Annotated in this window: 14 protein-coding genes; 2 read left to right on the top strand and 12 right to left on the bottom strand. The window is 64.1% G+C overall.

Annotation, left to right across the window (positions count from 1 at the left end):
* Nucleotides 1-51 precede the first annotated feature (51 nt).
* Nucleotides 52-987, top strand: coding sequence for a tyrosine recombinase XerC (locus P9A16_RS22625; RefSeq protein WP_024271130.1), 936 nt, complete (start codon nucleotides 52-54; stop codon nucleotides 985-987).
* A gap of 141 nt (nucleotides 988-1128) precedes the next feature.
* The gene (locus P9A16_RS22620) at nucleotides 1129-2211 is read left to right on the top strand and encodes a TraB/GumN family protein (RefSeq protein WP_278025942.1); all 1083 of its coding nucleotides are present in this window, start codon (nucleotides 1129-1131) and stop codon (nucleotides 2209-2211) included.
* A gap of 3 nt (nucleotides 2212-2214) precedes the next feature.
* On the opposite strand, the gene P9A16_RS22615 is transcribed toward P9A16_RS22620, so the two are convergent.
* The 12 genes from P9A16_RS22615 to zapE form a co-directional block, all read right to left on the bottom strand.
* Nucleotides 2215-2712 (bottom strand): DUF2867 domain-containing protein, encoded by a 498-nt coding sequence (locus tag P9A16_RS22615; RefSeq protein WP_023513148.1) that lies wholly within the window; start codon nucleotides 2710-2712, stop codon nucleotides 2215-2217.
* An 83-nt stretch (nucleotides 2713-2795) separates the two neighbouring features.
* A complete protein-coding gene (gene lpdA, locus P9A16_RS22610) occupies nucleotides 2796-4202 on the bottom strand; it encodes a dihydrolipoyl dehydrogenase (RefSeq protein ID WP_023513147.1) in 1407 nt (468 codons plus the stop codon).
* 24 nt (nucleotides 4203-4226) lie between these two features.
* The gene (locus P9A16_RS22605) at nucleotides 4227-4979 is read right to left on the bottom strand and encodes an SDR family oxidoreductase (RefSeq protein WP_023513146.1); all 753 of its coding nucleotides are present in this window, start codon (nucleotides 4977-4979) and stop codon (nucleotides 4227-4229) included.
* Nucleotides 4976-5464 carry a hypothetical protein gene (locus P9A16_RS22600; protein WP_023513145.1) on the bottom strand — a complete coding sequence of 163 codons (489 nt, stop codon included), beginning with the start codon at nucleotides 5462-5464 and terminating at the stop codon, nucleotides 4976-4978. Before P9A16_RS22600 ends, P9A16_RS22605 begins: the two co-directional genes overlap by 4 nt.
* Nucleotides 5465-5467: 3 nt before the next feature.
* Nucleotides 5468-6112 (bottom strand): LysE family translocator, encoded by a 645-nt coding sequence (locus P9A16_RS22595; RefSeq protein ID WP_023513144.1) that lies wholly within the window; start codon nucleotides 6110-6112, stop codon nucleotides 5468-5470.
* Nucleotides 6113-6310: 198 nt separating this feature from the next.
* Nucleotides 6311-6724 (bottom strand): MAPEG family protein, encoded by a 414-nt coding sequence (locus tag P9A16_RS22590; RefSeq protein ID WP_023513143.1) that lies wholly within the window; start codon nucleotides 6722-6724, stop codon nucleotides 6311-6313.
* A gap of 104 nt (nucleotides 6725-6828) precedes the next feature.
* Nucleotides 6829-8064: a 2-oxoglutarate dehydrogenase complex dihydrolipoyllysine-residue succinyltransferase gene (odhB, locus tag P9A16_RS22585; RefSeq protein ID WP_023513142.1), complete on the bottom strand. Its 1236-nt coding sequence runs from the start codon at nucleotides 8062-8064 to the stop codon at nucleotides 6829-6831.
* Nucleotides 8065-8115: 51 nt separating this feature from the next.
* Entirely contained in the window at nucleotides 8116-11112 is a 2997-nt protein-coding gene (locus P9A16_RS22580) for a 2-oxoglutarate dehydrogenase E1 component (RefSeq protein WP_024271129.1), read from the bottom strand.
* A 141-nt stretch (nucleotides 11113-11253) separates the two neighbouring features.
* Nucleotides 11254-12156 (bottom strand): succinate--CoA ligase subunit alpha, encoded by a 903-nt coding sequence (gene sucD / locus P9A16_RS22575; RefSeq protein WP_023514889.1) that lies wholly within the window; start codon nucleotides 12154-12156, stop codon nucleotides 11254-11256.
* Nucleotides 12157-12174: 18 nt separating this feature from the next.
* Nucleotides 12175-13368, bottom strand: a complete 1194-nt coding sequence (gene sucC / locus P9A16_RS22570; RefSeq protein ID WP_278025941.1) for an ADP-forming succinate--CoA ligase subunit beta — start codon at nucleotides 13366-13368, stop codon at nucleotides 12175-12177.
* A gap of 67 nt (nucleotides 13369-13435) precedes the next feature.
* The gene (mdh, locus tag P9A16_RS22565; RefSeq protein ID WP_023514887.1) at nucleotides 13436-14398 is read right to left on the bottom strand and encodes a malate dehydrogenase; all 963 of its coding nucleotides are present in this window, start codon (nucleotides 14396-14398) and stop codon (nucleotides 13436-13438) included.
* Between the two features lie 167 nt (nucleotides 14399-14565).
* Nucleotides 14566-15759, bottom strand: coding sequence for a cell division protein ZapE (zapE, locus tag P9A16_RS22560; protein WP_023514886.1), 1194 nt, complete (start codon nucleotides 15757-15759; stop codon nucleotides 14566-14568).
* Nucleotides 15760-15768: the final 9 nt, after the last annotated feature.

The raw sequence follows: 15768 nt of genomic DNA, 5'->3' as shown, positions 1-15768 counted from the left end.
AAACCTTAAGCGGAAATCGCCGATGCTCCGACAAACGCCAAGGGGCCGCCCATGACCGATCTTCTCATCATCGCCGACCCGACATTGATGGCCGAGCGCCAGGGCTGGCTTGCCACGCTCGCGGAGGAGCGGCGGCTTTCCGGCAACACGCTGGATGCCTATGAACGTGACACCCGGCAATTCCTCGCCTTCCTGACACAGCACCTTGCCGCCCCCGCGCGACTGAAGGACATCGGCGAGCTGCGGCCGGCGGACCTGCGCGGTTTTCTCGCCGCCCGCCGCCGCGACGGCGCAGGCGCCCGCACGCTCGGCCGTGGCCTTGCAGGGCTGCGCTCGTTCCTGCGCCATCTGGAGCGCAAGGGGCTTGCCAACGCCGCCGGCGCCGCGGCCGTGCGCTCGCCGAAACAACCGAAATCCCTGCCGAAGCCGCTCTCCGACCGGCAGGCGATCGCCGTCGTCGATGCCGGCGAGCAGCTGGCGGAGGAGCCATGGATCCGCCTGCGCAACGCTGCCGTGCTGACGCTCCTCTACGGCTGCGGCCTGCGTATCTCCGAGGCGCTGTCGCTGACGCCGGCCGACTTTGCCGGCACGCCGACATCGCTGCGCATCACCGGCAAGGGCGACAAGACCCGCATCGTGCCGCTGATCGCACCGGCCCTTGCCGGCGTGAGGGATTATGTAAAACTCTGCCCCTTCTCGTTGGCGGAGGGCAGTCCGCTCTTCCGCGGCGCCCGCGGCGGCCCCCTGCAGCCGGCGATCCTCCAGCGCGAGATGCAGAAGCTGCGCGGCGCGCTCGGTCTGCCGGACAGCGCGACGCCGCACGCGCTGCGCCATTCCTTCGCCACGCATCTGCTTGCCGGCGGCGGCGATCTGCGCACCATCCAGGAATTGCTTGGCCATGCCAGCCTTTCCACCACGCAGGTCTATACCGGCGTCGATTCCGCCCGACTGCTCGAAATCTACGACCGCGCCCACCCGCGGGCATAAGACCCCTTCGATGTCGAAGGGCACTGGCCTGTTAAGGGATTGTGAGAACGACATGCGTAAAACCAGTGTCGAAAGCACGAGGGGCGATTCTCAAGGATCGCGACGCGCTTCAGGGTCACCGAAAAGACAGGGAGTTCGACCATGACAGTCCTTCTTCGCAAACAGCGCGCGGCGCTTGCCGACCGGCTGGCCGAAGCCGGCCTCTGGGGCGTGGCGGTCGTCCATGTGCTGGTCGCGCTCTCCTTTCTCTTCGTGCTCGCCGCCCTGTCACCGGCTCGTGCGGAAGAACCGCCGGCCTGCGGCGGCATCAACCTGCTCGAGAAGTTCGAGAAAGACGATCCGGCAGGCTACGCCAAACTGCGCGCCGAAGCCGATGGTGTGCAAAACGGCAAGGGCATCTTCTGGAAGATCGAGAAGGACGGCCAGCCCAGCTCCTGGCTGCTCGGCACCATGCATGTGACGGATCCGCGCGTGCTGGCCATGCCGGAGGCCGCGCGCGCCGCCTTTGCTGCAGCGACCACTGTCGTGGTCGAGTCGGACGAGATCGCCGACGAGAAGAAGGCCGGCGCGGCGATACTCACGCGCCCCGACCTCACCATGTTCACCGACGGCAAGTCCATCACCGATTTCCTCGACAAGGAGGGCGCCGAGAAACTGGCCGAGGGCCTGAAGAACCGTGGGCTTTCGCTCGCTGCCGTTGGCCGCATGAAACCGTGGATGATCGCAAGCTTCGTGGCGCTGCCCGCTTGCGAGATCGCCCGCAAGACAGCAGGCGCGGCCTTCCTCGACCAGCGCCTCGCCAAGGATGCGCTCACCGAAGGCAAGACGCTGAAGGGGCTCGAAACGCTCGTCGAGCAGATTTCCGCCCTCGATTCCCTGCCGCTCGAGCCGCAGGTCCAGGGCCTCGTCCAGACGCTGGAACTCGGCGATACGCTGACGGACGTCATCGAGACGATGAGCCAGCTCTACCTTTCCGGTGATACCGGCATGATCATGCCGATGATGCGCGCCGCCGCGCCCGAGACGGATACGGACGCCAAGGCCTATGCCGATTTCGAACAGCGCATCATCATCGACCGCAACCACACGATGGCAGAGCGCGCCGCGCCGATCCTGGCCGGCGGCAATGTCTTCATCGCCGTCGGTGCGCTGCACCTCGCCGGCCCGGAAGGGGTCGTCGAACTGCTGCGCAAGCAAGGCTTCACCGTCACGGCGGTGCCCTGAGCCTCAGGGCTTCCGGACGGTCGAGACCCTTCGGCCGATGCCTGCCAGCATCGTGCGCACGATCAGTTTGTGAAAGGGCATCACGGCCGCAAGATAAAGCCGGCCGAGGAGATTGTTGCGATGGACGAGCGTCATGACGCTGAGCGTCTGGCCGCTCGGCCGATCCTGCCGGACATCGATGACGATGCGAAAATCGAGGTGCCGGTCGTCGAAGCCGAGCACCACCCGGTCGTCGCTTGCGCTGACCACGGGAAAGCCGCCGATCTCCGTCTCCGACGTCGCGACCCTCTCCGCCGCCCCTTTCAGACCAAAGGGCCTGACGAGCGCATTGCGCAGCACCATGAGGCGGCGCACCCAGCCGGGAGGATGTTCGAGTGCCAGCCGCGCCGCCTCCCGCGCCGTGAGGTGCTCGACCGGCAGGCCCAACGTAAAGCGATCCGCCCAGTCGGCGGCAGGCAGAAGCGGATGTGGAAGCGAGACCGGTCTCGAAACGGGGGACATGAAGGCCATCCTTTAAGGCTTCCATGGTGCCCCGCTTCACCGGATGAAGACAGGCGGCCGGTTGTCGCAGCCGCCTGACCGGATCACATGTGGATCGGCTTGAAGAAGGTTGCGAGCGCTGCTTCCTTGACGGCTTCCGACATGGTCGGGTGCGCGTGGCAGGTGCGGCCGAGGTCTTCCGAAGAGCCGCCGAATTCCATCAGAACGGCTGCCTCGTGGATCATCTCGCCAGCGCCGAAGCCGACGATGTGCACGCCGAGCACACGGTCCGTCTCCTTGTCCGCCAGCACCTTGACGAAACCGTCCGTCGCCAGCATGGCGCGGGCGCGACCGTTCGCCGTGAACGGGAACTTGCCGGCCTTGTAGGCGATGCCCGCGGCCTTCAGCTCCTCCTCCGTCTTGCCGACGGAGGCGACTTCCGGCTGGGTATAGACGACGCCCGGGATGACGTCATAGTTCACATGGCCAGCCTGGCCCGCAAGGATTTCGGCAACGGCGACGCCCTCGTCTTCCGCCTTGTGGGCAAGCATGGGGCCACGCACCACATCACCGATGGCATAGATGCCGGCAACGTTGGTCTGGAAGTGGTTGTCGATCTCGACACGGCCGCGGTTGTCCAGCACGACGCCGGCTTCCTTGAGGCCGAGGCCCTCGGTATAGGGCTTGCGGCCGGTAGCGATCAGCACGACATCGGCTTCGATCGTGGTCGCGTCGCCGCCCTTGACAGGTTCGAAGGTTACCTTGGCACCGGAAGCCGCCTTCTCGACACCCGCCACCTTGGCGCCCAGCTTGAACTCCATACCCTGCTTGACCAGCATGCGCTGGAACTGCTTGGAGACGTCGCCGTCCATGCCACCGAGGATGGTGTCGAGATACTCGACCACGGTGACCTTGGCGCCGAGGCGAGCCCAGACGGAGCCGAGCTCGAGGCCGATGACACCGCCGCCGACGACGATCAGGTGACCCGGCACCTTGTCGAGGGCGATACCGCCGGTGGAGGAGACGATGACCTTCTCGTCGATCTCGACCGGAACGCCCGGAATACCGGCGACATCGGAGCCCGTGGCGATGACGATGTTCTTCGTCTCGAGAACCTGCTCCTCGCCCTTGTCGCTGGTGACGGAAACCTTGCCCGCGGCGAGCACCTTGCCGATGCCCTGGATGCCGTCGATCTTGTTCTTCTTGAACAGGAAGGCGACGCCGTCGACATTCGACTTCACCGTCGCATCCTTGTGCGCCATCATCTTGCCGAGGTTCAGCGTGGGCGTGACGCCCTCGATGCCGAGCGCGTCCATGCCGTGGGCGGCATGGCTGTAGGTTTCGGACGCATGCAGCAGCGCCTTGGAGGGGATGCAGCCGACATTGAGGCAGGTGCCGCCATAGGTGGCGCGCTTTTCGACGACCGCGACCTTGAGGCCGAGCTGGGCCGCCTTGATGGCGCACACGTAGCCGCCGGGGCCGGAACCGATAACGATGAGATCATATGCCATGACAAGTCCTTCCTGCGCGGGGGCCTAGCGCCCGCCGCTGACGTTGAGGGCGGCACCCGTCACATAGGATGCCGCATCGGAGAGAAGATAGAGAATGGAATGGGCGACTTCATCGGCCGTGCCCGGCCGCTGCATCGGGATCAGCGATGCCATGTCGCGCGCCCGGTCCGGCAGGCCGCCGGAGGCGTGGATGTCGGTGTCGATGATACCGGGTCGCACGAGATTGACGCGCAGGCCCTCCGCCGCGACCTCGCGCGCGAGGCCGACGGTGAAACTCTCGATGGCGCCCTTGCTGGCGGCATAATCGACATATTGCCCGGCCGCGCCGAGCAGCGCAGCGACGGAGGAGATGTTGACGATCGAGCCGCCCTTGCCGCCGTGACGGATCGACATGCGGCGCACAGCCTCCTGCGCGCAACGGATCGAGCCCATCACATTGACGGCGAACATACGCTCCAGCCGCTCGGCGGACATCTCGTCGACGCGCTGCGGCAGCGCAACGATACCCGCATTGTTGACCAGCCCATCGAGCCGACCGAAGGTGCCGTCGATGGTGGAGAAGATGGAGGCAAGGCCAAGTTCCGTGCCGACATCCCCCTGTACCGGGATCGCCGAGCCGCCAAGCGCCCGGATATCGGCGACCACGGCCTCGGCTGCCTCGAGATTGGCGGCATAGTTCACCGCCACTTGCCAGCCCGCGGCGCCCGCCATGCGGCAGACACTGGCACCGATGCCGCGGCTGCCGCCGGTAACGAGAAGAACAGGGGCCTCCGTCATGCCGCACACCCCTTCCGTATGAAGACGTCCCAGGGCGCAACGCTCGCCTTGCCGTCATCCCACAGCTTCGAATAGCGGACCGACGGCCCGAAGCCGGAAAGAAGCAGGGTTTCAGCTGCCACAGTCCCCTCCTCCGGCAGGAGGCCGGCATCGCCCGCGCCGTCAAGCGCGTAGATCACGCCTTCCCACACGGTGCAGGCGGCGATCTCCTCACCGGTGACGTCCCCTTCCGGGCAGTTGTACATGGCCATGCCGTTCGAGCGGGCGGGTTCGCCCGGCATGACGACACCGTCAAGCACCACGCCGCTTGCCAGAACCTTCAGCTTGAAATGATGGCTCGTCGCCGCCGCATTCGAGCCGACAGATTCGAATGCCAGCTCATAGCCCCCGTCGCGATCCGCATAGAGCGCGCGGTCCTGCCGGCACTCCGCCGCAGAAGCGGCGGTCGCGGCAAGCAATCCGGCAACAACGAGGGCGGCGCGCATGGCTCAGTGAGCCTTTTCCGTGGCGAGCTTGATGCCGAGCGCGATGAAGACGAGGCCGCTGGCCCGGTCGATCCATTGGCTCATGCGCGCGAAGGCGGCGCGCATCCTTGGCGTCGTCATGAACAGCGAGACGCCGACGAACCAGGCAATGAGGCAGGCGGCCATGACGACGCCATAGCCGAATTTTACCGCGATCGGCGTATGGGCACTGACGACCGTCGAGAAGATCGACAGGAAGAAGAAGACCGGCTTGGGGTTCAGCGCATTGGCAAGGAAACCGAGGCCGAAGGCGCGGACGGCCGATTGCCCGCCCCTGCCCTCTTCATGACCCTTCACCGCTTCCACGGAAAGGTCGGCCTTGCCGGCCCTCAACGCCTTGATGCCGATATAGACAAGGTAAGCGACGCCGCACCACTTCACGATGTTGAAGAGGTAGATCGACTGGGAAATGATAAGGCCGAGGCCGAGGATCGTATAGGTGACGTGGAACATCAGCGACGTGCCGATGCCGAAGGACGTGACGACAGCCGCACGCCGGCCATGCACGATCGACTGGCGCATGACCATGGCGAGATCCGCACCCGGCGAGACGATGGCGAAGGCGAAGATCGCCATCAGCGAGGCAAGTTCCAGGAGATATTGGCTCATACGATCGTCACCGGTGCGTTGAGGGCCCTATCGGCACCCGCGGGTTGCTGCATGCGCATCAGGGGCGCTGGCCGGAGGGTATCCTGCGGTTCGGCCGCTGTCGATCTTCCACCCTGCGGCAAGGAACCAGGCACGCCGTCACGCATGCGGCCGGACATCCGAATAGTGGAAGGAGAGAAAGCCATCGGGCCGCGCTTGTCATAGCATCAGGCGCAGGACCATCAGGACGAGCCCGATGATCGAGACGAACCAGGCAGCCGTGCGCAGGATCGGAATGCCCGCAACATAGAAGAAGGTGAAGACCAGGCGCGCCAGGATCCAGGTCACGGCCCCCGCCGCACCGAGCCCTCCGGTCTTGCCCGTCACGGCCAGCGCAAGCGCCAGCGCGATGAAGGCCGGATAGGTCTCCAGCATGTTGTTCAGCGAGCGCAGCAGGCGCCCTGCCATGATGCTCTTCGTCGTGCGCTGTTCGTCGCGCGGGCCGAGCAGGTACTTGACGCTGAGATCACCGGCGAGATCGAGCGACAATGCCTGAACAAGGATGTGCACGATAAGAAGCACGACACTCCAGCCGAGCACCCAGATTTCCGTCGACGCTGCTGCTGCTTCCATCACCCCTCGCACATCCCGGCGCAGACTCGATCACGGGAAGCCCGCCGCCGGTCGGCGACGAGCACGGAGCGGGTGCCCGAAGAGAGCACCCGCCGCCAGTCTCATTACAGATCGAGAACGAGGCGTTCCGGATCTTCCAGGCTTTCCTTGACGCGCACCAGGAAGGTCACGGCTTCCTTGCCGTCGACGATGCGGTGATCGTAGGAGAGCGCGAGATACATCATCGGACGAATGACGATCTGGCCACCGACGACGACCGGGCGATCCTGGATCTTGTGCATACCGAGAATGCCGGACTGAGGGGCGTTGAGGATCGGCGAGGACATCAGCGAGCCGTAGACGCCGCCGTTCGAGATGGTGAAGGTACCACCCTGCATGTCGGCCATGGAAAGCGCACCGTCACGGGCGGCCTTGCCGAGGCGGCCGATTTCCTTCTCGATCTCGGCGATCGACATCTGGTCTGCATCACGCACGACCGGTACGACAAGACCCTTGTCCGTGCCGACGGCGACGCCGACATGGCAGTAGTTCTTGTAGATGATGTCGGTGCCGTCGATCTCGGCGTTGACGGCCGGCAGTTCCTTCAGCGCATGCGTGACGGCCTTGGTGAAGAAGCCCATGAAGCCGAGCTTCACACCATGCTTCTTCTCGAAAATGTCCTTGTAGCGATTACGCAGGTCCATCACGGCCTTCATGTCCACCTCGTTGTAGGTGGTCAGCATGGCGGCGGTGTTCTGCGCATCCTTGAGGCGCTTGGCGATCGTCTGGCGCAGACGCGTCATCTTCACGCGTTCTTCGCGCGGCGCGTCCGCCTCGGAGGACGGAACGCGGGCGGCAACCTTGACCGGTTCGGCGGCAGCAGCGGTAGACGCCGTAATGCCCTTGGCAACGGCTGCGATGACGTCGCCCTTCAGCACCTGGCCACGCTTGCCGGAACCATCGACCTGGTCGGCGGAAATGTTGTTTTCCGCAAGCAGCTTGGCGGCCGAGGGTGCAGCCGGCATGGAAGACGCAGCCGCGGCGGGCTTGGTTTCGGCAGCGGGAGCCGCCGCAACCTTCTCGACCTTTTCGGCAGCAGCAGGCGCGCTCGCACCGGCGGAACCGCTGGCAGAAATCTGGCCAAGCAGACCACCCGGGGCGACGGTCTCGCCGGCGGCGGCCGTGATTTCCGACAGGACGCCGGCGGCCGGCGCCGGCACTTCGATCGTCACCTTGTCGGTTTCGAGCTCACAGAGCGGCTCGTCGGCCTTGATGACGTCGCCGACCTTCTTGAACCAGGTGCCGACGGTCGCTTCGCTGACGGATTCGCCCAGAGTCGGGACGCGGATTTCGGTAGCCATGAGTGTGTTCCGTTCGTGATTCTTATCGTGGTTACTGGGAAGCCGGGCGGATCAACCGCCCAGCGCGTCCTCGAGGAAAGCAGCGAGCTGCGCCATGTGCTTCGACATCAGGCCCGTCGCCGGCGAGGCTGCGGCCGGACGACCGGTGTAGCGCACGCGCTGGTACTTGGCGTCGATATGGGCGAGCACCCATTCGAGATACGGATCGATGAAGGCCCAGCCACCCATGTTCTTGGGCTCTTCCTGGCACCAGACCATCTCGGCATTGCGGAAGCGCGACAGCTCGTTGATCAGCGCCTTGGCCGGGAACGGATAGAGCTGTTCCAGGCGCAGGAGATAAACGTCGTCGATACCGCGCTTTTCGCGCTCTTCCAGAAGGTCGTAGTAGACTTTGCCCGAGCACATCACGACACGGCGGATCTTGGCGTCCTTCTGCAGCTTGATCGGACCGTCCTTGATCACCTCGGCGTCGTCCCACAGCAGACGGTGGAACGAGCTCTCGCCCGCCAGTTCCGACAGCGAGGAAACGGCGCGCTTGTGGCGCAGCAGGGATTTCGGCGTCATCATGATCAGCGGCTTGCGGAAGTCGCGCTTCACCTGGCGGCGCAGGATGTGGAAGTAGTTCGCCGGCGTCGTGACGTTGGCGACCTGCATGTTGTCTTCGGCGCACATCTGCAGCCAGCGTTCGAGGCGGGCGGAGGAGTGCTCCGGACCCTGGCCCTCATAGCCGTGCGGCAGCAGGCAGACGAGGCCCGACATGCGCAGCCACTTGCGTTCGCCCGACGAGATGAACTGGTCGAAGACGACCTGCGCGCCGTTGGCGAAGTCGCCGAACTGGGCCTCCCAAAGCGTCAGCGCGTTGGGACGGGCCAGCGAATAGCCGTATTCGAAGCCGAGCACGGCCTCTTCCGAGAGCATCGAGTTGATGACCTCGTAGCGCGCCTGCGTGGGCGAGAGGTTGGCAAGCGGGATGTAGCGGTCTTCGGTCTCCTGATCGTAGAGAACCGAATGGCGCTGCGAGAACGTGCCGCGTTCGCAATCCTGGCCGGAGAGACGGATCTTCGTGCCCTCGACGCAGAGCGTGCCATAGGCAAGCGCTTCCGCCATCGCCCAGTCGATACCCTCGCCCGTCTCCACCATCTGCATGCGGTTGTCCATGAACCGCTGAATGGTCTTGTGGGCCTTGAAGCCTTCCGGGATCGTCGCGATCTTGCGACCGATCTCCTTGAGCTGCTTCATCGGCACGGAGGTCTTGCCGCGACGCTGTTCGTCCTGGTTGTCGGCCGAGCGCAGGCCCGACCAGGCGCCGTCCAGCCAGTCGGCCTTGTTCGGCTTGTAGGACTGGCCAGCCTCGAATTCCTGCTCGAGATTGGCGCGCCAATCCGCCTTCATCTTCTCGAATTCGCCCTCGCTGATCACGCCTTCGCCAATGAGACGCGAACCATAGAGGTTGACCACGGTCTTGTGGGCGCGGATCGCCTTGTACATCTTCGGCTGCGTGAACGCCGGCTCGTCGCCTTCGTTGTGGCCGAAGCGACGGTAGCAGAACATGTCCAGCACGACCGGCTTGTGGAACTTCATGCGGAATTCGGTCGCGATCTTGGCAGCGTAGGTCACCGCTTCCGGATCGTCGCCGTTCACATGGAAGATCGGCGCCTCGATCATCTTCGCCACATCCGACGGATAGGGCGAGGAGCGCGAGAAGGCCGGGTTCGTGGTGAAGCCGATCTGGTTGTTGATGATGACGTGCACCGTGCCGGCAACGCGGTGGCCGCGCAGGCCCGACAGGCCGAGGATTTCGGCCGTCACACCCTGGCCCGCAAAGGCCGCATCGCCGTGCAGCAGCAGCGGCATGACCTGGACGCGCTCGGAGAGCGGGATGATGTCACCCTCGAAGACCTTCGCCATCTGGTCCTGCTTGGCACGGGCCTTGCCCATGACGACAGGGTTGACGATCTCGAGATGCGAGGGGTTGGCGGTCAGCGACAGGTGCACCTTGTTGCCGTCGAACTCGCGGTCCGAAGAAGCACCGAGGTGGTACTTCACGTCGCCCGAGCCTTCCACTTCGTCGGGCGCGTAGGAGCCGCCCTTGAACTCGTGGAAGACGGCGCGGTGGGGTTTGGCCATCACGTTCGTCAGAACGTTGAGGCGGCCGCGGTGCGCCATGCCGAGAACGATTTCCTTCAAGCCGAGCTGGCCGCCCCGCTTGATGATCTGCTCCAGCGCCGGGATCAGCGCTTCACCGCCGTCGAGGCCGAAGCGCTTGGTGCCCTTGTACTTGACGTCGATGAACTGCTCGAAGCCCTCAGCCTCGATCAGCTTCTGCAGAATCGCCTTCTTGCCTTCCGGCGTGAAATCGACGCCCTTGTCCGGACCTTCGATGCGCTCCTGGATCCAGCCCTTCTCTTCCGGGTTGGAGATGTGCATGAATTCGACGCCGATCGTCGAGCAATAGGTGCGCTCGAGGATTTCGACCATTTCGCGCACGGTCGCGTATTCGAGGCCAAGCACGTTGTCGATGAAGATCTTGCGGTCGAGATCCTTCTCCTCGAAACCGTAGTTCGACGGCGAGAGCTCGTTGTAATCCTCAACCGGCGCCGCAAGGCCGAGCGGGTCGAGCTTGGCATGCAGGTGACCGCGGGCGCGGTAGGCACGGATCATCATGATGGCGCGAACAGAATCGCGCGTCGCCTGATTGACGTCCGCCTGGTTGACGGGCGTGCCGGTCTGCACGGCAACGGCCTCGGCCTTCGCCTGCACCTTCTTTTCAAGAACCTTCTCGACGACACCCCAGTTGCCATCAAGCGCCGAGACCAGTTCGCCATTGGCGGCGATCGGCCAGTTGGCGCGCTGCCACGAGGCGCCCCTGGCGGCCTTCACGATGTCGGAGGGCTGGTCTTCCAGCGCCTTGAAGAAGGCCTGCCACTCTTCGCCGACGGAGGCGGGGTCCGCCTCATACTTCGCGTAGAGCTGTTCGATATAGGCCGCGTTCGCTCCATCGAGGAAGGACGTGGCCAGGAATTGTTCGTTGGCGTCTAGTCGTGCCATGGTGTTTTGCGGGCGCCGCGCCCGCCTCCCGAACGATCGTGTTGACCGGGCTTTCCCCGGCTTGCCGCCCAGCGCTCTATCCAGCGCCAGGAAGAGATGGATCGGCCGGCGTTTTCAGCCGGCCAATCCCAGTTTCGTTTCTCAGCCCTTCAGCACTTCGACCAGCGTCTTGCCGAGACGCGCCGGCGAAGGCGAAACGCGGATGCCTGCAGCTTCCATCGCCGCGATCTTGGATTCCGCGTCACCCTTGCCGCCGGAAACGACAGCGCCGGCATGACCCATGGTGCGGCCCTTCGGAGCGGTACGGCCCGCGATGAAGCCAGCCATCGGCTTCTTGCGGCCCTTCTTGGCTTCGTCGATGAGGAACTGTGCCGCATCTTCTTCAGCCGAGCCGCCGATTTCGCCGATCATGATGATCGAGGTCGTGGCGTCGTCCGCCAGGAACATCTCCAGCACATCGATGAATTCCGTGCCCTTGACCGGGTCGCCGCCGATGCCGACGGCCGTAGTCTGGCCGAGGCCTTCGTTGGAGGTCTGGAAGACCGCTTCATAGGTCAGCGTGCCGGAGCGCGAAACGATACCGACGGAGCCCTTGCGGAAGATCGAGCCCGGCATGATGCCGATCTTGCATTCTTCCGGCGTCAGGATGCCGGGGCAGTTCGGGCCGAGCAGACGTGAGGAGGAGCGGTCGAGGCGAGCCTTGACGCGCACCATGTCGGCAACCGGGATACCTTCGGTGATGCAGGTGATGAACGGGATTTCCGCTTCGATCGCCTCGATGATCGCGTCCGCGGCGCCTGCCGGCGGAACGTAGATCACGGATGCGTCGGCACCGGTCTTTTCGCGGCCTTCGGCGACGGAAGCGAAGATCGGCAGGCTTTCGCCCTTCGAGCCGGTCCAGGTTTCGCCACCCTTCTTCGGGTGGATGCCGCCGACCATCTGCGTGCCGTAATAGGCGAGCGCCTGTTCGGTGTGGAAGGTCCCGGTCTTGCCGGTCAGGCCCTGAACGAGGACCTTGGTGTTCTTGTTGACGAGAATCGACATGAGGTCTGGTCCTTCAGGTTAGCCGTTGATCGCGGCGACGATCTTCTTGGCAGCATCGTCCAGATCGTCGGCGGCGGTGATCGCCATGCCGGATTCGTTCAGGATCTTCTTGCCAAGCTCGACATTCGTGCCTTCGAGACGAACGACCAGCGGAACCTTGAGGCCGACTTCCTGCACGGCTGCGACCACGCCTTCAGCGATGACGTCGCACTTCATGATGCCGCCGAAGATGTTGACGAGGATGCCCTCGACCTTCGGGTCGGCCGTGATGATCTTGAAGGCGGCCGCGACCTTCTCCTTGCCGGCGCCACCGCCGACGTCGCAGAAGTTCGCCGGCTCCTTGCCGTAGAGCTTGATGATGTCCATCGTCGCCATGGCAAGGCCGGCACCGTTGACCATGCAGCCGATGTTGCCGTCGAGCGCCACGTAAGCGAGGTCCCACTTGGAGGCTTCAATTTCCTTGGCGTCTTCTTCGGTCTCGTCGCGCAGCGCCTTGATGTCGTCGTGGCGGAACAGCGCGTTGCCGTCGAAGGACACCTTGGCGTCGAGAACGCGCACGCGGCCGTTCTTCATGACGATTAACGGGTTGATCTCGAGCAGGCTCATGTCCTTCTCGACAAAGGCCTTGTAGAGGATCGGGAAGAGTTTTTCGGCATCCGCCTTGGCTTCGCCTTCGAGCTTCAGCGCCGAGGTGAGCTTCGCCAGATCGTCGGCGGTGACACCGGCTTCCGGGTTGATCGCGACGGTGAGGATCTTCTCCGGCGTGTCATGGGCAACAGCCTCGATGTCCATGCCGCCTTCGGTCGAAACGACGAAGGCAACCTGGCCGACCGAGCGATCGACGAGCAGTGAGAGATAGAGTTCGCGGTCGATGTCGGCGCCGTCCTCGATGTAGAGGCGGTTCACCTGCTTGCCGGCTTCGCCGGTCTGCGCGGTGACGAGCGTGTTGCCGAGCATGTCTTTGGCGTGGGCCTTGGCTTCGTCGATCGAGAAAGCGAGGCGAACGCCGCCCTTGGCGTCCGGGCCAAGCTCCTTGAACTTGCCCTTGCCGCGACCGCCGGCATGGATCTGGCTCTTGACCACGTAGAGCGGGCCGGGGAGCGACTTGGCAGCCGCTTCCGCCTCGTCGGCGGAGAAGATCGCGACGCCTTCGGCGACCGGTGCGCCAAAGCTCTTGAGCAGAGCCTTGGCCTGATATTCATGAATGTTCATGGGATAAATCCTGTCTGAGCAATTCCAGCAGGACCTGCTGGAATTGCGTGAAACAAAAGAGCCGGGATTACTTCAGCGCGGGCGCGATGTTGATGCAGGCTTCGCACAGGCCGGCAACGGCTGCGACCGACTTGTCGAAGGCTTCCTGTTCGGCCTTGTTGAGGTCGATTTCGACGATGCGCTCGACGCCGCCGGCACCGATGACCGTGGGAACGCCGACATACATGTCCTTGACGCCGTACTGGCCCGAGAGATGGGCGGCGACGGGCAGGACACGCTTCTTGTCCTTGAGGAAGGATTCGGCCATCTCGATCGCCGAAGCGGCCGGAGCATAGTAGGCCGAGCCGGTCTTGAGCAGGCCGACGATTTCGGCGCCGCCGTCACGGGTGCGCTGGATGATCTCTTCGAGGCGCTCCTTGGTGACCCAGCCCATCTTGACGAGGTCGGTCAGCGGGATGCCGGCAACGGTGGAGTAACGGGCGAGCGGCACCATCGTGTCGCCATGGCCACCGAGAACGAAGGCGGTGACGTCCTGCACGGAAACCTTGAATTCTTCCGAGAGGAAAAGACGGAAGCGCGCCGAGTCCAGCACCCCGGCCATGCCGACGACCATGTTCTTCGGCAGGCCCGAAAACTTCTGCAGCGCCCAGACCATCGCGTCGAGCGGGTTGGTGATGCAGATGACGAAGGCGTTCGGCGCGTACTTCTTGATGCCCGCGCCGACCTGTTCCATGACCTTGAGGTTGATGCCGAGCAGGTCATCGCGGCTCATGCCGGGCTTGCGGGCAACACCGGCGGTGACGATGCAGACATCAGCGCCTTCGATGGCGGCGTAGTCGCTGGCGCCCGTCAGCGAGGCATTGAAGCCTTCGACCGGCGAGGACTGGGCAATGTCGAGGCCCTTACCCTGCGGAATGCCGTCGGCGATGTCGAAGAGGACGATGTCGCCCAGCTCCTTCAGGCCGGCGAGATGCGCCAGCGTGCCACCGATCATTCCAGAACCAATAAGTGCGATCTTCTTGCGGGCCATGAAAAGCTTCCTCTTGCTCCGATCAACAGGCCCCCAATGTCGCAATTGCGGGACCTTTCGGCGCAAGGGCTTACGCCCCTCGGGTTAAAAATTCAACACATACTTTTGTATCGAAATTTTTCAATCGGTTAGATGCAAAAATTCTTACGTAAACGTAAGAATTCCTGTCACACTTTCGTCACGTCATCGCCATATCGGGCCGTATGATCTGCAAGATATTCCGTGCTGCGGATCTCGATGAGGCGCGAGACGGTGCGATCGAATTCAAAACCTTCGGTGCCTTTGCGGGTCACCAGAAGCTCTTCCGGGGCGGCGGCCGCGGAGGCGAACAGCCGGACGCGATGGTCGTAGACCGTGTCCACGAGATTGATGAAGCGCTTGGTCTCGTTGCGCTTGTCGGCGCCGAGCAAGGGGATGTGGTCGACGAACAGCGTGTCGTAGCGCGACAGGATTTCGAGATAGTCGGCGGCCCCCAGCGGACGCTGGCAGAGATCGGCGAAGGAAAAGCGCGCCGCCCGGGCTGATGCCTGCGGCACCGTTATGCTGCGGCCGCGGAAGGCGATCGTCTCGGCACCGACCGGCTTGCCCGCCACCTCGCGCCGCCAGGCCGCATCCATCGCCATGTCGGCTTCCGGCGTCAGCGGATAGCGGAAGACCGGCAGGCCGCTGTCCTTTTCCAGCCGGTAATCCGTCAGCGAATCCAGCGGAACGATCTCGACATATTGTTTCAGGAGATCGACGAAGGGCAGGAACAAGCCGCGATTGAGGCCATCCTTGTAGAGATTGTCGGGCTCGACGTTCGATGTCGTCACCAAGATGCAGCCGCGCTGGAAGAGCTCGCCGAACAGGCGCGAGAGGATCATCGCATCGGCGATATCCGTCACGGAAAACTCATCGAAGCAGAGCAGCCGCGCCTCCTCGACGAGGCTTGCGGCCACCGGCGGTACGGGATCGGCCTGCTTGGTCTCCCCGGCCTTCAGCTTCTGGCGGTGCTTGTGGATGCGATCGTGCACGTCGGCCATAAACTCATGGAAATGCGCCCGACGCTTGCGCTTCACCCGCGCCAGCTCGAAGAACATGTCCATCAGCATGGTCTTGCCACGCCCGACGCCGCCATAGATGTAAAGGCCCTTGGGGGCGCTGACAGTTTCGGGTTTGCGGGAGGCGAAGAGCCAGCCGAGCGCACTGGATTTGCGCGCCGGGCGCTGGGCGTGCAGGTCGAGAAGCAGCCGGTCGAAGCGCGCGGCCATGGCCTTCTGCGCCGGGTCCGGCTTCAGCTCGCCGCTCTGGACAAGGGCCTGCAGCCTATCCGAAACGCCATGGTCCGGATGTGTCGATCCGCTGTCCCAGTCCTTGCCCATGGGCGGGTT

It is taken from the genome of Shinella sp. 838, from assembly GCF_029623935.1.
Classification (GTDB): domain Bacteria; phylum Pseudomonadota; class Alphaproteobacteria; order Rhizobiales; family Rhizobiaceae; genus Shinella.
This window is presented reverse-complemented; position numbering and strand designations above follow the sequence as displayed.